Below are 20,988 nucleotides of genomic sequence, written 5' to 3' on the forward strand. Positions count from 1 at the left end.
GGTGATGCGCTACCCGAATTCCCCCGGCCAGCGACAGGCCGGGTCCGCACCGAGACCTGGCGCCGAACCCCTGCGCCGCTCCTGACCAAAAATACCTATGAAAAACGAGACCCTGCCCCCCGCCTCTCCCCTTGCAGCCACGCGCCGTCGGCGCTGGCGCACCCCCGTGCTGATCCTGGTCGTGCTGGGCCTGGCCGGCGGCGGCTGGACGGTGATGCAATCGAAGCAACAAGCCGCCAAGGCAGCCGAACTGCAAGCGAGCAAGAAGAAGGAGCAGGCCAAGACGCCCGTGCATGAACTGGCGCAGGGCGACGTGGCCGCCATCGCGGCGCGCGCGCTCAGCATCAGCTTGCCCCTGTCCGGCTCGCTGGCGCCCGTGACCCAGGCCACCATCAAGGCCAAGGTTTCCGGCGTGATCCAGGAAACGACCTTGCAGGAAGGCCAGCAAGTGGCGAATGGGCAAATCCTCGTGCGCCTGGACGCGGCCGACCTGCGCGCCCGCCTGACGCAGCAGCAAGCCATGCTCGACGAAGCGCAGGCGCGCCTGTCGATGGCCAGCAAGAATGAAGCGAACAGCCAGGCCTTGCTCAAGCAAAAATACATCTCGCAGACGGCGTACGACACGACGCAAAACTCGGTCGAGCTGGCGCGCGCCAACGTCAAGTCCGCCGCCGCCATGGTCGATATCGCCCGCATCGCGCTGGCCGATGCGGTGATCCGCGCGCCGATGGCCGGCATCGTCAGCAAGCGCCACCTGCAGGCCGGGGAAAAAGTCTCGCCCGACATGCCCGTCTACACCATCGTCAACCTGGCGCAGCTGACCCTGGAAGCGCCCGTGCCCAGCGCGGAAATCCCCCGCATCAAGCTGGGCCAGGATGTCCACTTCAAGGTCGACGGCTTCGGCGCGCGCGACTTCGCCGGCAAGGTCACGCGCATCAACCCCACCACCGAGAGCGGCTCGCGCGCCATGCTGGTCTACATCGCCGTCGACAATGGCGATGGCGCGCTGCGCGGCGGCATGTTCGCCAAGGGCAGCATCGTCACCGAACGGTCAAACGTGGCGCCGCTGGTGCCCCTGACGGCCGTGCGCAACGAAAAGCAGGGCCCCGTCGTGTACGCGCTGGTGAACAACAAGGTGGTCGCCCAGCCCGTCACCTTGGGGCTGCGCAACGAGGATGAAGGCTATGCGGAAGTGACGTCCGGCCTGGTGCCGGGCACGAAAGTCATCATCGCCAGGCTCGATGGCGTCAAGCCGGGCCATGGCGTGACTTTCGCCGCACCCGCCGCCGCCCCTGCCGCGCCGGCAGCCGTACTGGCACGGAAGGATTAAGCCATGTGGATGACCAAAGTCAGTATCCAGAACCCCGTCTTCGCCACCATGGTCATGGTGGCGCTGGTGGTGCTGGGCATCTTCTCCTACCGGGGCCTGGGCGTGGAAAGCATGCCCAGCGTGCAGTTCCCGTTCGCCGCCATTGAAGTGAACTACCCGGGCGCCTCGCCCGAAGCCGTGGAAAACGACATCACGCGCCCCATCGAGGATGCCGTCAACACCGTCAGCGGCATCAAGACCATCCGCGCCAACTCGTGGGAAGGACGCGCCGGCGTCTACCTGGAATTCGAGCTGTCGACGAACATGGACAAGGCCATGCAGGACTTGCGCGACAAGGTGGCCCTGGTGCGTCCCCGCTTCCCGAAGGAAGCCAAGGACCCGTTCATCGCCCGTGCCGAGGGCGACAACGAGCGCCCCATCGCCACCATCGTGCTGACGTCCACCGGGCATGACCTGCGCTCGCTGTCGACCATGACGGAACAGATCATCAGCAAGCGCTTCCAGGGCGTGGCCGGCGTGGGGCAAGTCAAGCTGCGCGGCCTGCGCGCGCGCCAGATCCTCATCAGCATGAAGCCGATCGAACTCAATGCCCAGGGCATCGGCGTCGATGAAGTAATCCGCGCCATCCAGGCGACGAATACCAATTTGCCGGCCGGCTCCATCAGCCATGGCGCGGCCGAACAGCTGGTGCGCGTGGAAGGCAAGATCAAGGATGCGCGCGAATTCGGCAAGATCATCGTCGCGCGCCGCGCCATCGGTCCCGTCTACCTGGACCAGGTGGCCACCGTGGTCGACGGCGAACAGGAAGAATTGTCGATCTCGCGCATGAACGGCCAGCAAGCCGTGACCATGGAAATCACCAAGGTGCAGGATGCCAACGTGGTCGAAGTGGGTACCGGCATCCTGAAAGTGGCGGCGGACCTGCAAAAGACCCTGCCGCCCGATATCACCCTGCGCGTGCTGGACGACGAATCGGAGCGCGTGCAAAGCCAGCTCGATAACGTCAAGCGCACCATCATCGAAGGCGCCGTGCTGACCATGGTGATCGTCTTCCTGTTCCTGCATTCGTGGCGCTCGACCATCATCACGGGCTTGACCCTGCCGATCTCCGTGCTGGCCAGCTTCATCGCCATGAAGGCCTTCGGCTTCACCCTGAACTTCCTCACCTTGATGGCGCTGTCGCTGTGCATCGGCCTGTTGATCGATGACGCCATCGTCGTGCGCGAAAACATCGTGCGCCACCTGGGCATGGGCAAGAACCACTACAAGGCGGCCAACGACGGCACCAATGAAATCGGCCTGGCCGTGATGGCCACCACCTTCGCCATCGTCGCCGTGTTCGTCCCCGTCGCCTTCATGGACGGCATCATCGGCCGCTTCTTCCTGCAGTTCGGCATCACCGTGGCCGTCGCCGTTCTCGTCTCCCTGTTCGTCAGCTTCACGCTCGACCCCATGCTGTCGTCCGTCTGGCGCGACCCCGTCAAGGACCGCTTCAAGTACGCGCCGTGGCTGGGCCGCTTCATGGCCTGGATCGAGACGGGCATCGACCGCCTGCATGTATGGTATGGCAAGGTGCTGGCTGTCGCTTTGCGCTGGCGCAAGACGACCCTGGCTACGGCCGTCGCCCTGTTCGCGGGCAGCCTGATGCTCGTGCCGATGATCGGCGGCGAGATGTTCCCGGAAACGGACCAGGGATGGGTCAACCTGCGCTTCAAGACGCCCGTCGGCTCCAGCCTCGAATACACGGATACCAAGGTACGCCAGATCGAAACGGCGCTGAAGGAATTCCCTGAAATCGACAGCCTGGTGGCCAATGTCGGCACGCAGGACGGGCGCAACACGGCCGAGGTGAACCTGAAGCTGACGGACATCAAGAAGCACAAGCGTCGCTCGCAGCAGGAGCTGGAAAAGCTGATCCGCGAACGCCTGGCGCCGATTGCCGGCATCACCCTGTCCGTCGGACAGCGCCCCATCTTCATCGCCATCCTCGGCACGGACGAAGGCAAGCTCGATGCGGTGGCGCACACCCTGATGGACAAGATGCGCGGCATCAAGGGCCTGGCCGACATGGAGTACAGCCAGGAAGGCGCCAATCCGTCGACCACCGTGAAGATCAATAACGAACTGGCCAGCGACCTGGGTTTGTCGGTGCAGCAGATCGGCAACGCCCTGCGCCCGTTCGTGGCGGGCGACACGGTCAGCCACTGGCTGGCCGGCGACGGGCAAAACTACGACGTCAACGTGCAGCTGCCCAAGTCGGGCCGGCAAAAGGTGGCCGACCTGGCCGACCTGTCGCTGGCCTCGAGCAAGCTTGACGCGAACGGCAAGCCCGTCATGATCCCGCTGCGCCAGGTGGTCGACTTCGTGCCGTCATCGAGCCCGCAGGTGCTGAAGCGCCAGGCCTTGCAGCGCAGGGTCGCCATCTATGCAGGCACGCAGGGCCGCCCTGCAGGCGACGTCGACGCCGACGTGCAGAAAGCCATCAAGTCCATCGACCTGCCGCCCGGCGTGCGCTTCGACGTGGCCGGCAATGCGCAGCAGATGGCCGAAACCATGGGCGGCGCGATGATGGCGCTGGGGATCGCCGTGATCTTCATCTACCTGGTGCTGGCGTCGCAGTTCGGCAGCTTTTTGCAGCCGATCGCCATCATGGTGTCCCTGCCGCTGTCGCTGATCGGCGTGCTGGCCGCCCTGCTCATTACTGGCAGCACCCTGAACATCTTCTCCGTGATCGGCTTCATCATGCTGATGGGCTTAGTCACCAAAAATGCGATCTTGCTGGTGGACTTCACCAACCAGCGCCAGCGCGAAGGCCTGGGCCAGTTCGAGGCGCTGATGGAAGCGGGGCAAGTGCGCTTGCGGCCCATCCTGATGACGACACTGGCCATGGTCTTCGGCATGCTGCCGATGGCCATCGGCATGGGCGACGGCGGCGAATCGCAGGCGCCGATGGGCCGCGCCGTCATCGGCGGCGTGATCACCTCGACCCTGTTGACCTTGGTGGTGGTGCCCGTCGCCTACACCTACCTCGACAGCCTGGGCAAGCGCGCCGCGCGCTTTTTCGGCGGCAGCGGCGAGCACGCCGAATCCGCCGACGACGGCAAGGCACACGCCCACTGATTGACCGGTCGCCTTCACCGTCCCCGCATTGGCGGGGACGACGCGGCGGCTTCCTGAAGAGAGCTTCAGTTGACCAAAGCTGCCCCACTGGCTAGACTGTCCCCGTTATCAATGATATGGAGTGACTCGTGGGTGCTTGTTCCAGTGACAGTAGTCGATTGACCATCGGCGATCGGCCTTAGGCAAGACGCGCGCATTCCGCCCGCCCTGCCCATGGCAAGGTGCGGTTTTATCAGCGGCAGTACTCTCTCGCCGCCACTTCCCTCCTCATCGTTCCACCGTTATCGTCTGCTGCCCCCTTTCGGGGCGAATTGTCTTCGCCCCCGCACTCGCCTGTTCCTCCCCAGCCGGGAGAAACTGATGGTGGTATTTGACTTTGCGCTGCGCGTTGCCGCGGCATTGACCCTGGGCGCCATGATCGGCGCCGAACGCCAGCTGCGCCAGCGCATGGCGGGCCTGCGCACGAACGCGCTGGTGTCCGTCGGCGCCTCGCTGTTCGTGATGGTTTCCGTGCTCGAAGGCGATAGCGCCGGCCATATGCGCATCGCCGCGCAGGTGGTCTCCGGCATCGGCTTCCTGGGCGCCGGCGTCATCATGCGCGAAGGCATGACGGTGCGCGGCCTGAACACGGCCGCCACCCTGTGGTGCTCGGCCGCCATCGGCATCCTGTGCGGCCTGGGGTTCGCGCTGGAAGCGGCCATCGGCACGGGATTTGTCCTGGTGGCCAACCTGGTGCTGCGCCACCTGGCGCAACGCATCAACGCGCACGGCGGCGAAGCGGGCATCGAGACGGAAAGCATCTACCGCGTGACGGCCGTATGCGAGGCGGAGCAGGAAATCCTCGTGCGCAACCTGATGCTGCGCATGATCAGCGGCATGCCGGCCCTGATGCTGCAATCCTTGCACAGCGAGGATACCGCGCACGCCGGACGCATCGAAGTGCGGGCCGACCTGCTCACGCCCCTGTCCAGCCTGGGATTGCTGGAGCAGATCGTCAGCCAGGTCAGCCTGGAAGGCAGCGTCTCGGCCGTGCGCTGGGCGCTGGTGAACAACGCGGAATTTGTCGCCGAACGGGGAGTGTGATGATGAAAAAATGGATGCTGTGGTTTGTCAAACGTGGTCCGGCTGTCGCCACCTACCGCCTGACCGTCACCTGCCCCGCAGCGCAGGCCGACCACGTCGTGCGCCTGCTGCTGGCCGAACTCAAGGGCGCGGGCCTGGCGCCGTCGCAAATGCTGCGCAGCTGGGACGCGGCCAGGCAGGTGGTGCAGCTGATCGCCACGGTGCTGTGCCAGGCCGTGCAGCGCGCCGTGCTGGTGCGCTTCGTCAACCGCGCGGGCGCCTGGCCGCAGGTGCGGCAAGTGCGCTGGGAAGGCGTCGCGCCTTCAGCTTGAGGCGGGCAGGCGCATGAGGAACAGCGCGCCGCCTTGCGGGCGGTTCTGCGCCTCGATGCTGCCGCCATACGCGTGCACGATGGCTTGCGACAGGGCCAGGCCCAGGCCGAAACCGGGCGCCTCGCCCGCGCGCGCCTGGGCGCCCCTGTAAAACCGCTCGAACAGGTGCGGCAAGTCTTCCACGCCGATACCCGGCCCCGCATCGGCCACGCCGACGATCGCATGCGCGCCATCGCGCGCCACGTGCACGCTGATGACGCTGTCGGGAGGCGAGAACTTCACGGCGTTATCCAGCAAATTGGCCAGCACCAGGTCGACCGGGCCGGCCGCCACCCTGGCCTGCACGTCTGCACTTGCATCGAAGACGATGCGGATGCCGCGCTGCGCTGCCGCCTTTTCCAGGCGCTGCGCTGCCGCCCGCACGAGCGGATTGAGCTCGATGGTTTCCACCGCGTTGCGCTCCTGGCCCACGTCCAGACGCGTGAGCATCAAGAGCTCTTCCACCAGGGTCGTCAGGCGCTGCACTTCATCGAGGCACGATGCCAGCGCATCGACATACTCGGGCGACTCGCGCGGGCGGCGCAGGGTGATTTCGATTTCCGTGCGCAGGCGCGACAGGGGCGAGCGCAATTCGTGCGAAGCGTCAGCCGTGAAGCGGCGCTGCGCATCGTAGCCGTGTTCCAGGCGGTCCAGCATGGCGTTCAGGGTATCGACCAGGCGGCCGATCTCGTCTTGCGTACCGGGATGGGGCAGGCGCTGGTGCAAACTGGCTTCGCCGATCGAATGCGCCTGGTCCACCACGTCGTCGATGGCGCCCAGCACGCGGCGCGTGAGCATTTCGCCGGCCAGGCCCACGGCCGCCAGCAGGGCCAGCGCCATGGCGCCAAACAGCACGGTGGCCGCGGCCAGCACGTGATTGGTATCGTCGAGCGAACCGGCCACCTGCACCGCCAGGCGCGCGCCGGACGAAGGCAGGGGAATCGAGACCATGCGCAGCGGCTCTTCGCCGAACTTCGGCAGGGTCTCGAAAATGGTCTCGCCGGCCGCCAGGCGCGCCAGCAAGGCGGGAGGCGCCGGCAATTGCGCCGCCTCCAGGTTGCGGCTGCGCGCCAGCACGCGGCCTTCGCCATCGATGATCTGCACCAGGCGGTCCAGGCGCGTCAACGACGGCGGCGCCAGGCCCGGCGCCACCTCGTGCACCTGCACGGGCTGGCGCGGCGCAGCCGGCAGCATGGCCATTTCCGTCTCGGCCAGCGCCAGCAGGGCCGCATCGAGCTGGCCGTGCACGGCGCGCGACAGGCCCCAGTAACCGGCCAGCGCCGTACAGGCGACGATGGCGAGGATGACGGCCAGGTGCACCAGCAGCAATCGCTTGCGAAAGCTAGCCACCGTTGTTTTCCGCCAGGCGGAAGCCGCGTCCGCGCACCGTGTGTATCAATGGCGGTAAGCCCGGCGCATCCACTTTCCCCCGCAGGTTGCGCACGTGGACGTCGATCAGGTTGTCAATGCCGATCAGGTCCGCCTGCCATATCTGCTCGGCCAGGCGCGCGCGGCTGACCACTTCGCCCGCCTGGCGCAGCAGGATCAGCAGGATCGCGTATTCCTTGGGCGTGAGCACCAGCGGCACGCCAGCCCGCGTTGCCTGGTGGCTGACGGGATCGAGCGTCAGGTCGGCCAGCGCCAGCACCAGCGGGCGGCTGATGTCGGAGCGGCGCAACAGGGCGCGAATGCGCGCCAACAGCTCCTCGAATTCGAACGGCTTGGTCAGGTAATCGTCGGCGCCCGTGTTCAGGCCCGTCACCCGGTCGGCCGTGGCGTCGCGCGCCGTGAGCATCAGCACGGGCGTCTGGATGCCGCGCGCGCGCAAGTCGCGGCAAAAATCGATGCCCTGCTTGCCCGGCAACATCCAGTCCAGCACGATCAGGTCGTAATCGACGGCGTAGCTTTCCTCTTCGCCTTCTTCCGCGCTGTGGGCCACGTCGACGACAAAGCCTTCTTCCTGCAAGCCGCGCGCCAGCAGGCGCGCCGCCTTGCGGTCGTCTTCCACCAGGAGGATTCTCATGCCTGCCTTTCGCATTGCGCCGTGTTTTCCATGCTGGCATTTTACCGCGCCGCACCGTACGCGCACGGAACCTGAAGAATGATTCAGGCGTTCTTGGGCGCTTCTTCAGGACCACATTGCTATGCTTTCCCGGCGCTGTTGTGACGCTGCCTGCGCCACCTGCGCCCCTCTCATTGCCCGCCTGGGCACGGCATCCATGCATGCCCCTTCACCATCAATAACAAGGAAACACGGGATGAACACGACCACCCGCAACGCCCTGGGCGCCAGCTGCGCCCTCGCTCTCGCCTGCTCGGCCCTGGCCGGCTGCGCCAAGCCGACGGCGGCAGCCACGCCTGTCGCCCAATCGATGCATCAGGACGACGGCAGCATCGCCGTCGACAAGATGTCGCCGCTGCGCCAGCGCCTGCAGATCGCCGCCGTACTGGAACAGAACATCGCCACGCAGACGGAGGCGCCGGGCAGCATCGAGGCCATGCCGGAGAAGCTGGTGAAGATCACGCCGCCCCTGGCCGGGCGCATCACGCGCTTGCAGCGCGCCCTGGGCGACAGCGTGAAGGCGGGCGATCCGCTGTTCACGCTGGACTCGGCGGAACTGAGCGCCGCCTACGCGGACGACAGCAAAGCCAGGTCCGCCCTGCTGCAGGCACGCCAGGAACTGGAACGCCAGAAAACCCTGTTCGAGGCGGAAATCGCCGCGCGCAAGGAGTACGAAGCGGCGCAGGCCAGTTTTGCGCAAGCCGGCAGCGACGCCCAGGCCAGCGCCGACAAGCTGGCGCAGTACGGAGCAGGAGCGCGCGGGTCGCGCCGCGACTATGTGCTGCGTTCGCCGATCGCCGGCACCGTGATCGCCATGGAAGGCGCCCAGGGCGGCTACTGGAACGATATCAACGCGCCCGTCATGACGGTGGCCGACCTGTCCACCGTGTGGCTGTCGGCCAACGTGGCCGAAAGGGACCTGGCGCAGGTCGCCGTGGGACAAACGACCAGCATCACCGTCGACGCCTGGCCCGGCAAGGCTTTCGAAGGCAAGGTCGCGTATGTGGGCGCCGTGCTCGACCCCGAGACGCGCACGGTGAGGGTGCGCGTGGCCATCGACAACCGCAGCGGCGCCTTCAAGCCCGGCATGTTCGCCCACGCGGGGTTCGCCGGCGCCAGCCGCCGCGCCCTCCTCGTGCCCGCGTCCGCCCTGCTGCAAAGCGGGCCCTCGACGCGCGTGATGGTCGAACGCAGCGCGCTGGTGTTCTCGCCGCGCGCGGTGGAAGTGGGCGCCAGCCATGGCGACCAGGTGGAAATCGTCTCCGGCCTGAAAGCGGGCGAACGCATCGTCGTCAAGGAAGGAGTGCTGCTCAATGATTGACCGTTTCATCGCCACCTGCTGCCAGCGGCGCGGCATCGTCTGGCTGGTGCTGCTGTTCGTCGCCGCCTATGGCGTCTACTGCTGGAAGCAGCTGCCCATCGAAGCGTATCCCGACATCGCCGACGTCACCTCGCAAATCGTCACGCAGGTGCCGGGCCTGGGCGCCGAGGAAATCGAGCAGCAGATCACCATTCCGCTCGAACGCGCGCTGCTCGGCACGCCCGGCATGCACGTGCTGCGCACGCGCAGTCTGTTCGCCCTGTCGCTGATCACGGTGGTGTTCGAGGATGGCAGCGACGGCTACTTCACGCGCGAGCGGCTGCAGGAACGCCTCGCCAGCGTCAACCTGCCGTATGACGCCAAGCCGGGACTCGATCCCTATACCTCGCCCACGGGCGAGATCTACCGCTACACCTTGGAATCGAAAAGCCGCAGCCTGCGCGAACTGTCCGAGCTGCAGTTCTGGACCGTGATCCCGCGCCTGCAGCAGGTGCGCGGCGCGGCCGATGTGAGCAATTTCGGCGGTTTGACGACGCAATTCATGCTGGAACTCGACCCCGCAAAACTCGACAGCTACGGCTTCTCGCTGGCGCAGGTCAAGGACGCCATCAACGCCAACAACATCAGCGGCGGCGGCAGCGTCATCGACCGCGGCCAGCAATCGTACGTGGTGCGCGGCGTGGGCTTGCTGCATTCGCTCGATGACATGGGCAACGTCGTCGTCAGCAGCAAGGATGGCGTGCCTGTGCTGGTGAAGGACCTGGGCAAGCTCGCCTACGGCAACGTGGAGCGGCGCGGCATCCTGGGCAAGGACGACAATCCCGACACTATCGAAGGCATCACCCTGCTGCTGAAGGACTTCAATCCGTCCGAAGCGCTGGCCGGCATCCATGCTGCCGTGGATGACTTGAATGCCAATGTGCTGCCGAAGGATGTGAAAGTGGTGCCCTACCTGGACCGCAGCTCGCTGATCGACGCCACCCTGCACACGGTCAGTTACACCCTGGGCGAAGGCATGCTGCTCGTCGCCCTCGTGCTGCTGCTGTATCTGGGCAGCCCGCGCGCGGCCGCCATCGTCGCGCTGACGATTCCGCTGGCCCTGCTGATCGCCTTCATCTTCATGCACCATTTTAAAATTCCCGCCAACCTGCTGTCGCTGGGGGCGATCGACTTCGGCATCCTCGTCGACGGTTCCGTGGTGGTGCTGGAAAACATGCTGCGCCGCCGCGAACGGGAACAGGAACGGCCTCTCACCCTGCAGGACGCCATCGATGCGACCCTGCAGGTGGCACGTCCCATCATGTTCGGCATGGCCGTCATCATCGCCGCTTATTTACCCCTGTTCGCCTTCCAGCGCATCGAATACAAGCTGTTCTCGCCGATGGCGTATGCGGTGGGCGCGGCGCTGGTGGGCGCGCTGGTGGTGGCGCTGGTGCTGATCCCGGGCCTGGCCTGGCTGGCCTTGCGCAAGCCGCGCCGCACCTTCCATAACCGCGCGCTGGACAAGCTGGCGGGCGCGTACGGGCGTTTCCTCGAACGCATGGTGGGCAGGAAGCGCTGGGTGGCGATGGTGTGCGCCACCTCGCTGGCGTGCCTGGCGCTGCTGGGCGGCAGCATCGGGCGCGACTTCCTGCCCTACCTCGATGAAGGCTCCTTGTGGTTGCAGGTGCAGATGCCGCCCGGGATCACCCTGGACAAGGCATCCGAGATGGCCAGCGAACTGCGGCACGCCGCGCTGGAATTCCCCGAAGTGTCGACCATCGTCACGCAGACGGGGCGCAACGACGACGGCACCGATTACTGGACGCCGTCGCACATCGAAGCGAGCGTGGGCCTGCATCCATACAAGAGCTGGAAGTCGGGCATGAGCAAGCAGCAGTTGATCGCCAAAATGAACGCGCGCTTCGCCAGCATGCCCGGAGTCACCGTGGCTTTCATGCAACCGATGATCGACGGCGTGCAGGATAAATTGTCGGGCGCGCACAGCGACCTGACGGTGAAAATCTTCGGCAATGACCTCGACGAGGTGCGCGGCATCGCCGGCAAGGTGGCAAATGTCCTGAAGACTATCTCTGGCGCCTCCGACGTGGCGGTGGACGTGGAGCCGCCGCTGCCCAACCTGAAGGTGGAACTGGACAGGGCAAAGGCGGCCCGCTACGGCATCAACGCGGCCGACGTGGCCGACCTGATCGCCACCGGCATCGGCGGCGCGCCCATCGGCCAGGTGTATGTCGGCGAGAAAAGCTACGACATCGCCGTGCGCTTCCCGCCGGCCACGCGTTCCAGCCCGGACGCCATCGCCAACTTGAAGCTCAACGCCGCCAACGGTGCGAGGATTCCGCTGGCGCAGGTGGCCACCATCAGCACCACCTCGGGCGAAAGCGTGATCGTGCGCGAAATGGGACGGCGCCACATCATCGTGCGCCTGAATGCCCGCGGGCGCGACCTGGCCGGCTTCCTGGCCGAAGCGCGTCCGCTGGTGGCGCAAGCCGTGGCCGACGAGCACCAGCGCATCAGCGTCGAATGGGGCGGCCAGTTCGAAAACCTGCAGCGCGCGCAAAGCCGTCTGGCGCTGATTCTGCCGATGACCCTGGGCGCCATGTTCCTGCTGCTGTTTGGCCAGTTCCGCAACCTGCGCCAGCCCGCGCTGGTCTTGCTGGCCGTGCCGCTGGCCATGCTCGGTGGCCTGGCCGCGCTGCACCTGCGCGGCATGACCTTGAACGTGTCGAGCGCCGTCGGCTTCATCGCCCTGTTCGGCGTGGCCGTCCTGAATGCCGTCCTGATGCTGGCGCAGATCAACCGCTTGCGCAGCGACGAGGGGAAAAGCTTGCGCGAGGCCGTGCTGGAAGGCGCGCGCGACCGCATGCGTCCCGTACTGATGACGGCCACGGTGGCCGCCCTGGGCCTGACGCCGGCCATGCTGGCGACAGGCCTGGGCAGCGACGTGCAACGCCCGCTGGCCACCGTGGTGGTGGGCGGCCTGGTGACGGCAACCGCGCTCACCCTGCTGCTGTTGCCGGCCCTGTATTACCTGATCGAGGCGCACCTGCAACAACGCCGGACCGACACCGAAGGAGAGACCCATGACACGTTTTAATGTACTGCTGGCGGCCTGGCTGATTGCTCCATGCGCCATTGCCGCGCCCTTAAGCTTTGAAACCTATCTGTCCGCCGTGGAAAGCCACAGCCTGGAACTGCAGGCGCAGCAGCAGGGCATCACCTCGGCCAAGGCCGGCATCGGCATCGCCGGCTTGCGTCCCGATCCCGAGTTCACCCTGGGCGCCACGCGCGAGACGGTGCGCAGCGTCGAGCACCGTCCCGTCACGTGGAACCCTGCCATCAGCATGGCCATCGAGACGGGCGGCAAGCGCGCCGCGCGCCTGAAGGCGGCGCACAGCAATGTCGCGCTGGCCGAGGAAACGGTGGCCGGCTTCAGGAGCGAACTGTATGGCACGGCCGCCGCCGCGTTCACGGAAGCGTGCCGCACGCGCGAGGTCCTCGCGCGCAAGGAACAGACCATGGCGGCCCTGTCGAAGGTAGTCGAGGCGAATACCGTGCGGCGCAAGGCGGGCGACGTGGGCGGCATCGAGCTGCTGCAGTCGCGCGTGGAACGCGACCAGTTCCAGGCCGACCTGGCGCAGGCGCGCAGCGAGGCAGATAGCGCGATGCTGGCCCTGTCGCCGCCGCTGGGGCGCCAGTTCGATGGCTTGTTTCCGCAAGCGCAGCTGGCGTGCGACTTCGCCGCGTACGAGGGCGGCGACGCCGGCGTGCTGGTGCCGCAGGCGCTCGAGGCCCGCAACGACGTGCGCATCGCCCGCGCCACGCTGGACAACCTGCGCGACGGTGCGGCGCTGGTGCGCGCCAACCGCGCCGTCGATCCGACCGTGACCGTGGGCCTGGCCGCCGCGCGCGGCTACCATGACGGCATCGACGCCAGCGGCAATCCCGTCGATGGCGCGCCCCGCTCCCGTGCGCTGTCCATCTCGCTGGCCATCCCGATTCCCCTGTCGCGGCGTGACAAGGGCGACGTGGTGCAGGCCGAAGCGGGGGTCACGCAAGCGATGCTGGCCCTGCGCCAGGCCGAATTACAGGCGGAGACGCAAGTGCGCACGGCGCAGCGGCAGCTGCATGCGGCGCAGGACAGGCTGGCGCGCTACCGCGACGGCGTGCTGGTCGATGCGCAAAAGGTAGTCGACGGCGTGCGCCTGTCTTACTTCAGCGGCAATGCCTCGCTGCTGGAATGGCTGGCGGCGCAGCGCTCGGCCGATGACGCGTACCAGGGCTATGTGCAGGCGCGCGCCGATGCGGCCATGGCCAGCACGCAGCTGCAACTGGCGCTTGGCCAGCGGCCGCACTTGTAGCGGGGGAAGGGGAAACGAGGAGATACCGGCGCGGCGATGCCGCACCGGTCATCAGGAACGGGGAGTTACTGGGGCTGGGCGGGTGCGTCGCCCTCGGCGGCCGGATCTGCATCGACGTCGGCGTCGTCCGCTTCCGGCTCATCGCCTTCGCCGCCGTCGGCCGGCTTCGGATTGTTCTTCGCTTCCAGCTTGCGTCTGGCTTTTTCCTCGGCTTTCTTCTTCTTTTCCAGCTCTTTTTGCCGTTTTTCGTATTGGAAATTTGTCTTGGCCATTTACTACCTCTTTAGTTTTTTATTGTTACAGATAAGCACATAGGGCACATTATGACGCAGTTGGAGCAAATACAAAATTTTTAGCCGCGCGGATGATGCTGCGCATGCAGCAGTTTCAGCCGTTCGCGGGCCACATGCGTGTAAATCTGCGTGGTGGAAATATCGGAGTGCCCCAGTAACAATTGCACAACACGCAAGTCCGCGCCATGGTTGAGCAAATGCGTGGCGAACGCATGGCGCAAGGTATGCGGCGACAGCGGTGCCGTGATGCCGGCGCTCAACGCATGTTTCTTGATGATGACCCAGAACATTTGCCGCGTCATGGCGCCGCCGCGCCGCGTGACGAACAGGGCATCGTCCATCTGGCCATCGAGGATGACGCCGCGCGCTTCCTTCAGGTAGCGCTCGATCCACAGCCGCGCCTGCTCGCCGAACGGCACCAGGCGCGTCTTGCTGCCCTTGCCCGTGATGCGCAGCACGCCATCGTTCAGGCTCAGTTCCACCGATTTCAAGTCCACCAGCTCCGACACGCGCAAGCCGCTCGCATACATGAGCTCCAGCATCGTGCGTTCGCGCAGGCCCAGCGGCGTGCTGACGTCGGGCGCCGCCAGCAAGGCTTCCACTTGCGCTTCGCTCAAGGTGTGCACGAAGCGCGCCGGCTGCTTGGCCGAGACCATCTTCAGGCACGGATCGGCCGCGATATGCTTGTGCCGCAAGGCCAGCTGGTAAAAGCGCTTGAGCACGGACAAGCGCCGGTTCGACGAGGTCGCCTTGCTCTCGTCGTGGCGGGCCGCGAAATACGCGTCGATATCGGCCGTGGATACTTCGTACAGGCCCTCGCGCCCGGGCCGCGCCACTTCCAGCCAGCGCGCAAACAAGCGCATGTCGCGCCGGTAGGCATCGAGCGAGTTCTTCGACAAGCCGTCTTCCAGCCACAGGCTGTCGCAAAATTCATCGATCAGGGTAGTGTTGTCGGGCGCCAGCAGGCTGTTCATCATCGTTTGGACCATCCCATGCTCTCGACACCTTCATGCGCCAGCAGCCAGCGCTTGACGCCCAGGTGGAAGCCTGTCGCATCGTCGTGGTGGGCAAAGCCGCCCAGGCCGCCCGCGGCTGTGACCCGGTGGCAGGGGATCACCACGGGAAACCAGTTGGCGCCGCAAGCCTGGCCCACGGCGCGCGGGGCCGAGCCGATCAGGCGCGCCACGTCGCCATACGTGCGCACCTGGCCGCGCGGAATGCCGGCAATCGCCGCCCATACGCGCTGCTGGTAGGCGCTGCCCGCGTCTGCCAGTGGCAGGTCGAAGACATAATCGGGATCAAGGAAATAGCGCGCCAGTTGCCGGCACGCCCGCTCGGAGACGGCATCCTGCGCATCTTTTTCCGCGAAGTGCGACGGCAAATACACCAGTTCGCATACCTGGCCCTCCTGCGCACGCACGCCCATGGCGCCGAACGGTGCGGCCACGATGGCGCTGAACAGTTCACTGCCCTGTTGTTTTTTCATCTGCTGATCAAAGTTCAAGTGTGGCATATATACAACCTGCCGGCGCATCTGGCTGCGCCCTAGTGATTATGCACCGACTTTGGGCGTGCCGGCGGACGTTTCCCCCGCACGAAAAAAAAGCGCACCAGTCGGTGCGCTTCAAATATTGCTTCACGTTCCCGGTCGTTTGGGTCCGCCGGTGCCGGCTTGTGGCCGCAGACAGCTATGACTCAACAACTTCTGTGAAACGTGTGTCTCCTCAATATATCCCCGGTATCAATACCGTTTTTATAGACCACTCCCCCACTAACCTTGTTACCAATTCTGTATTTCAGCCTTGCTACCAGGGCGCATATGCATATACGTGTTTCCCCTTAAGGCTGCCCATCATAGCGCATTTATTCGGCCGGATCGACTTTTTTTGCACCATGACGGGGACAACTGTTTTAGTTGTAAATTAAATTTGGCAACCACAGCGAGATTTGTGGTACGTAGGTAATCAGCACGAGGAAGCCCAGCATCGTCAGCAGCCACGGCATCACGGCCACGGTCAGCTCCGAGATGCCCATCTTCGTGATGCCGGACGCCACGTACAGGTTCAGGCCCACGGGCGGATGGCACATGCCCACTTCCATGTTGACCACGATCAAGATGCCGAAGTGCACAGGGTCGATGCCCAGCTTCATGGCCACGGGGAACAGAATCGGCGCCATGATCAGCACGATGGACGACGGTTCCATGACGTTACCAGCCAACAACAGCAGCACGTTGACCACCAACAAGAAGCTGATCACGCCCAGGCCCTTGCCTGTGATCCATTCGGCCATCGCTTGCGGGATGTTTTCGCTGGTCATCAGGAACGAGAACAGCACGGCATTCGTGATGATGTACAACAGCATCGCCGACATGGCGGCCGAATCGAGCAAGACCTTGCCCACTTGCTTGATCTTCAAGTCCTTGTAGACGAAGACGGCGATGATGAAGGCGTACACGGCGGCCATGGCGGCCGCTTCCGTCGGCGTGAAGGCGCCCGAATAGATGCCGCCCATGACGATGACGATCAGCAACAAGCCCCAGGCGCTTTTCTTGAACGTCACAAAGCGCTCGCCCCAGCTGGCCTTCTGCATGCGCGGATAATTGTGCTTGCGCGCCAAGAACCACGTGGTCAGGCCCAGCAGCATGGCCAGCATCATGCCGGGAATCACACCCGCCATAAACAGTTTGCCAACGGACGTGTTGGTGCTGACGGAATACATCACCATCACGATCGATGGCGGTATCAAGATGCCCAGGGCGCCCGAGGTGGTGATGACGCCGGCGCCGAAACCGCGCGGATAGCCCTGCTTGACCATGGCCGGCAGGATGATGGAACCGATCGCCACCACGGTGGCGGGGCTGGAACCGGAGACGGCGGCAAACAGCGCGCACGCCATCACGCCGGCCAGCGCCAGGCCGCCATGCCAGTGGCCCACCATGGAGCTGGCGAAGTTGATCATGCGCCGCGCCACCCCGCCATGCGTGAGGAAGTTGCCCGCCAAAATGAAGAACGGGATGGCCATGATTTCGAATTTTTCGATGCCCGTGAAAATTTTCAGGGCCACCGATTCGATGGGCACGCTGGTCATGGTAAACAGGAACGTCAGTACCGTCAGGCCCAGCGAAATGGAAATGGGCATGCCGGTCAGCATCAGCGCCAGCAGCAATACAAAGATGATCAGCGCGTTCATGCCTTGGCTCCTTTTTCTTCAGCCGTCAATTCGTCTTCCAGCCCCTCGACATGCGAATGGTCGTGTTTCGGCAAGGCGCCCGTCTTGATGAAATGCACCATCACCTGCAGGAAGCGGAAGCACATCAGGTAGGAACCCAGCGGGACGGCCAGGTAAACCAGCCACATCGGCACTTCCATGTCGGCCGACGTCTGGTCCGTGTGGCCGATCGACCACACGAAGCTGGCGCCCAGGGTGCCCACGATGCCCGTAAACAGGGCGCCGGCCCCCAGGCCGAAGACGATGAAACGGTCGCGCCAGCGGGGATTCATGCGGTTGATCAAGACGTCGACGCCCACGTGGATGCCCGTGCGCACGCCGTACGCGGCGCCGAACTTGGCCATCCAGACGAACATGTAGATGCACAGTTCCTGGGCCCAGCTGGTATTGATTTGAATCAGGAAGTCTTGCACGACCGGTATCGGCAAGCCGGCCAGATAGCGGTGCACGACCGCGACGAAGATGATGAAGGTGGCCGCGCCCATCAGGGTCGCGATCAGCCACTCTTCCAGGTGATCCAGAAATTTCATGGTGGACTTTCAAAGAATGCGGGTACACGCACTCCCGCGCAGGACGCGCAGGAGTCGTTCAAACGGACTGGCAGGGTGCCCTGCCTGCCGCGCCAGGCGGCGCGGCGCGCTACAGCCTGCGGCTTACTTCGCGCTTTCCTTGTTGATGGCCGAGATCAGATCTTTGCCGATGCGCCCTTCCATGGCCTTCTGCACGGGCGCCAGCGCCTTGCGCCACTCGGCCTGCTCCTGCACCGTCAGGGTATATATCTGCGTCCTGCCCGCCTTCTTGATGGCGTCGAGGGCCTGGTCATTGTCGCGCTGGGCGATGGCTTTTTCAAACGTGGTCGCCTCGCGCATGGCTTTTTCCAGCTGGCCGCGGATTTCGGGCGGCAAGCCATCCCAGAATTTCTTGTTGACGATGACGGCATAGCCCAGGTAACCGTGGTTCGACACGGTCACGTGCTTTTGCACTTCATGCATCTTTTGCGTGTACATATTCGATGGCGGATTTTCCGTACCGTCGACCACGCCCGTCTGCAGCGCCTGATACACTTCCGAGAAGGCCAGCACCTGCGGGTTGGCGCCTAGCGCGCGCATCTGCGCGTCGAGCACCTTGGACGACTGGATGCGCATTTTCAGGCCCTTGAAATCGGCCGGCGTATGCAGCGGCTTGTTGGCCGACATCACCTTGAAGCCGTTATCCCAGTAGGCCAGGCCCGTGATACCCTTGGGTTCCAGTTTCTTCAGCAGGCTCTTGCCGATTTCGCCTTCGGTGACGTTGTACAGCGCCGTCTTGGTGGGGAAGATGTAGGGCAGGTCGAACGCTTCGAATTCCTTTACGCCCAGGGGGCCGAACTTGGCCAGCGACGGCGCCAGCATCTGCACGGCGCCCAGCTGCAGGGCTTCGAGTTCTTCCTTGTCCTTGTACAGCTGGCTGTTCGGGTAGAGTTCGACCTTGACCTTGCCATTCGTGGCTTTCTCGGCCAGCTGCTTGAAGCGCTCGGCGGCCTGGCCTTTCGGCGTATCGGTGGCCACGACGTGGCTGAATTTGATGACGATGGGCGCTTGCGCGTAGGCGTGGACGCCAGCGGTGGCGCCGATGGCGGCGCACAGCGCGACGAACAGGGTTTTCATTGGCGGCAGTTGCATTTTTGTCTCCTGAGTGGTTTTTTAAAAAACTTTATTTTTTGTCTACTTGGATATTGTGCCAAAGAAACTACTCCGGCTATTGTGGTTAACCACAATAGCCGGCTCCCGATAAGCCGCTACCCTGCCAGCCATGCCGACTCCCCCCACCTTTGCGCGCCGCTTCAAGCTATCGAGCCCGATGCGCTGGCTGCTGCCCGTCATCCTGCTGCTGCTGTTCCTGTCCATCCTGTTCTGGCTGCCCTGGCAGGCGCGCCAGATGGAAAGCAACGAACGCCAGGAGCAGCTGATCGCCGACACCCTGTGGGTGGAGCAAACCATCCGCTTCCAGCTGGCGCGCAACGAGGAAAGCCTGTTCAACCTGGGCGTGGACATCGCCAGCGCCTCGCTGGGCGCGGAAAAAGTGCACGAACGGCTGCAGCAGATGCTGCGCAATGGCCGCGAATTGCAGCGCGTGCTGTGGCTCGACACCAGCGGCAAGGTGCTGGCTACCAGCGACAACAGCCTGCCGCATGCGTTGTCGTTTTCGCCGGCCTCTCTGACGGCGGCCGACAATGCGCGCCGCCTGCACCGGGGACAGTACGCCCAGCCTTCGCAGCAAAGCGGCTTTCCCGACGCTCCGCCCGGCGCCATGCTGATGGATTACCACCAGCCCCTGTTCGACGGCCAGCGCTATGTCGGCAGCCTGGTGGCCACCTACCAGATCAGCAGCCTGCTCGATGAAATGGTGCCGTGGTGGTTTGCGCAGGATAACCAGATTTCGCTGATCGACCGCGACGACAAGGTGCTGGCGCGGCGCGCCGCCGCCGGTCCCGGCCACGGCGTGTACACGCACAAGCGCGCGCTCGACGTGCCCGGCGCCACCATCACCCTGTTTACCGACAGCGTGAAAAGCCAGCCCAAGCTGCTGCCCAATCTGCTGGTCGGCTCCGTCATCGCCCTGTCGCTGGGTTTATTATGGAGTCTGCTGGCCCTGTGGCGGCACATCTCGCGCCGCCTGGTGGCCGAAGGCGCGCTGCGCCAGCAGATGCTGTTTCGCACGGCGATGGAAAACTCGCTGGTGACGGGCATGCGCGCGCGCGACCTGGAAGGCCGCGTCACCTATGTCAATCCCGCGTTTTGCCAGATCGTCGGCTATCCGCCCGAGGAAATCCTGGGGCGCCTGCCCCCCATGCCCTACTGGGTGCCCGAGGCGCTGGAAGAATATCAGCAGCGCTTCGTCAAGGCGCTGGCCGGCAATCCCACGCCGCAGTTCGAGACCTATTTCCAGCGCCCGGACGGCACGCGCGTGCCCGTGCTGATCTTCGAGGCCCCGCTGGTGGACAAGAACGGCCAGCAGACGGGCTGGATGGGTTCCGTGCTCGACATCTCGGACCGCAAGCGGGTCGAGGAACTGAATCGCCAGCAGCAGGAAAAGCTGCAAACGAGCTCGCGCCTGGCCACCATGGGCGAGCTGGCGTCGATGCTGGCGCATGAATTAAATCAGCCGCTGGCGGCCATTTCCAGCTACACGACGGGCGCGCTGAACCTGATCCGCCGCGCCATCGACAGCGGCGCGCCCGTCGAGCCGAATACCCTGAAGCCGGCGCTGGAACAGGCCAGCGCGCAGGCGCAGCGGGCCGGCCAGATCATCCGCAGCGTGCACGATTTCGTGCGCAAGAGCGAGCCGCAGCGCCAGGATATCGCCATCCGCACCCTGATCGACGGCATCCGCGCGCTGATCGACCTGCAGGCGCGCAAATACTATGTCACCATCCAGGAAGAGCTGCCGCCGGACCTGCCGCTGCTGCGTGCCGATCCCGTGATGATCGAGCAAGTGCTGCTGAACCTGACGCGCAACGCCATCGAGGCTATGCAGGATGCGGCGCCGGGACGGCGTATCATGCGCCTGCGGGCCAGCCACGACGCGCAGCAAGGCATGGTGACGGTGGACGTGATCGACCATGGACATGGCATCCCGCAGGACGTGGCCGAGCGGCTGTTTTCGCCGTTTTTCTCGACCAAGTCCGAAGGCATGGGCATGGGCCTGAACATCTGCCGCACCGCCATCGAATTTCACGGCGGCGCGCTGACCTTCGGCGCCAACCCCGCTGGCGGTACGATCTTTACATTCAGCGTGCCGGCCGCGCCGCGCGCGCCGCACTCGCCTTAACGAATAACGCATAACGACAATCCGGAG

16 protein-coding genes are annotated in these 20,988 nt (G+C 64.8%); 8 read left to right on the plus strand and 8 right to left on the minus strand.

The genetic code is table 11. From position 1 onward, the window contains the following. Positions 1 to 97 precede the first annotated feature (97 nt). The 4 genes from O3299_RS16345 to O3299_RS16360 all read left to right on the plus strand — a co-directional run bounded on the left by O3299_RS16345 (position 98) and on the right by O3299_RS16360 (position 5,844). Positions 98 to 1,330: an efflux RND transporter periplasmic adaptor subunit gene (locus O3299_RS16345; RefSeq protein ID WP_305062726.1), complete on the plus strand. Its 1,233-nt coding sequence runs from the start codon at positions 98 to 100 to the stop codon at positions 1,328 to 1,330. Between the two features lie 3 nt (positions 1,331 to 1,333). Further along, complete coding sequence (locus tag O3299_RS16350) at positions 1,334 to 4,450, plus strand: efflux RND transporter permease subunit (protein WP_305062727.1); 3,117 nt, start codon at positions 1,334 to 1,336, stop codon at positions 4,448 to 4,450. A 360-nt stretch (positions 4,451 to 4,810) separates the two neighbouring features. Further along, entirely contained in the window at positions 4,811 to 5,533 is a 723-nt protein-coding gene (locus tag O3299_RS16355) for an MgtC/SapB family protein (RefSeq protein WP_305053097.1), read from the plus strand. Positions 5,534 to 5,535: 2 nt separating this feature from the next. Then, positions 5,536 to 5,844 (plus strand): hypothetical protein, encoded by a 309-nt coding sequence (locus O3299_RS16360; protein WP_305062728.1) that lies wholly within the window; start codon positions 5,536 to 5,538, stop codon positions 5,842 to 5,844. On the opposite strand, the gene O3299_RS16365 is transcribed toward O3299_RS16360, so the two are convergent. Both O3299_RS16365 and O3299_RS16370 read right to left on the minus strand, forming a co-directional pair. Further along, entirely contained in the window at positions 5,836 to 7,233 is a 1,398-nt protein-coding gene (locus O3299_RS16365; RefSeq protein ID WP_305062729.1) for a cell wall metabolism sensor histidine kinase WalK, read from the minus strand. The genes O3299_RS16360 and O3299_RS16365 overlap by 9 nt on opposite strands. Beyond that, positions 7,226 to 7,906: a response regulator transcription factor gene (locus O3299_RS16370; protein WP_305053100.1), complete on the minus strand. Its 681-nt coding sequence runs from the start codon at positions 7,904 to 7,906 to the stop codon at positions 7,226 to 7,228. Before O3299_RS16370 ends, O3299_RS16365 begins: the two co-directional genes overlap by 8 nt. 235 nt (positions 7,907 to 8,141) lie before the next feature. Here O3299_RS16370 and O3299_RS16375 point away from each other — a divergent pair, with 235 nt between their 5' ends. The 3 genes from O3299_RS16375 to O3299_RS16385 are packed head-to-tail and all read left to right on the plus strand — an operon-like array spanning position 8,142 to position 13,627. Continuing rightward, positions 8,142 to 9,266 (plus strand): efflux RND transporter periplasmic adaptor subunit, encoded by a 1,125-nt coding sequence (locus O3299_RS16375; protein WP_305053101.1) that lies wholly within the window; start codon positions 8,142 to 8,144, stop codon positions 9,264 to 9,266. Beyond that, entirely contained in the window at positions 9,259 to 12,363 is a 3,105-nt protein-coding gene (locus tag O3299_RS16380; protein WP_305062730.1) for an efflux RND transporter permease subunit, read from the plus strand. The genes O3299_RS16375 and O3299_RS16380 overlap by 8 nt, the downstream gene beginning before the upstream one ends. Then, entirely contained in the window at positions 12,350 to 13,627 is a 1,278-nt protein-coding gene (locus O3299_RS16385; protein ID WP_305053103.1) for a TolC family protein, read from the plus strand. Before O3299_RS16380 ends, O3299_RS16385 begins: the two co-directional genes overlap by 14 nt. A gap of 65 nt (positions 13,628 to 13,692) precedes the next feature. Here the strand turns inward: O3299_RS16385 and O3299_RS16390 are convergent, their stop codons facing one another. From O3299_RS16390 to O3299_RS16415, 6 genes are all read right to left on the minus strand, one after another. Further along, positions 13,693 to 13,899, minus strand: coding sequence for a hypothetical protein (locus O3299_RS16390; RefSeq protein ID WP_070257461.1), 207 nt, complete (start codon positions 13,897 to 13,899; stop codon positions 13,693 to 13,695). An 80-nt stretch (positions 13,900 to 13,979) separates the two neighbouring features. Then, on the minus strand, positions 13,980 to 14,897 hold the full coding sequence (gene xerD, locus O3299_RS16395; RefSeq protein WP_305053104.1) for a site-specific tyrosine recombinase XerD: 918 nt from the start codon (positions 14,895 to 14,897) through the stop codon (positions 13,980 to 13,982). Beyond that, positions 14,894 to 15,406: a methylated-DNA--[protein]-cysteine S-methyltransferase gene (locus O3299_RS16400; RefSeq protein ID WP_305053105.1), complete on the minus strand. Its 513-nt coding sequence runs from the start codon at positions 15,404 to 15,406 to the stop codon at positions 14,894 to 14,896. The genes xerD and O3299_RS16400 overlap by 4 nt, the downstream gene beginning before the upstream one ends. 425 nt (positions 15,407 to 15,831) lie before the next feature. Further along, the gene (locus tag O3299_RS16405) at positions 15,832 to 17,112 is read right to left on the minus strand and encodes a TRAP transporter large permease (RefSeq protein ID WP_099666605.1); all 1,281 of its coding nucleotides are present in this window, start codon (positions 17,110 to 17,112) and stop codon (positions 15,832 to 15,834) included. Beyond that, complete coding sequence (locus tag O3299_RS16410; RefSeq protein ID WP_251351765.1) at positions 17,109 to 17,681, minus strand: TRAP transporter small permease; 573 nt, start codon at positions 17,679 to 17,681, stop codon at positions 17,109 to 17,111. The genes O3299_RS16405 and O3299_RS16410 overlap by 4 nt, the downstream gene beginning before the upstream one ends. Positions 17,682 to 17,804: 123 nt before the next feature. Continuing rightward, positions 17,805 to 18,797: a TRAP transporter substrate-binding protein gene (locus O3299_RS16415; protein ID WP_099668371.1), complete on the minus strand. Its 993-nt coding sequence runs from the start codon at positions 18,795 to 18,797 to the stop codon at positions 17,805 to 17,807. A 145-nt stretch (positions 18,798 to 18,942) separates the two neighbouring features. On the opposite strand from O3299_RS16415, the gene O3299_RS16420 reads away from it, so the two are divergent. Beyond that, positions 18,943 to 20,961, plus strand: coding sequence for a PAS domain S-box protein (locus O3299_RS16420; protein ID WP_257218862.1), 2,019 nt, complete (start codon positions 18,943 to 18,945; stop codon positions 20,959 to 20,961). Positions 20,962 to 20,988 lie beyond the last annotated feature (27 nt).

The organism is Janthinobacterium sp. SUN176 (assembly GCF_030587335.1).
In the GTDB taxonomy this organism is placed as follows: Bacteria; Pseudomonadota; Gammaproteobacteria; order Burkholderiales; family Burkholderiaceae_D; genus Janthinobacterium; species Janthinobacterium kumbetense.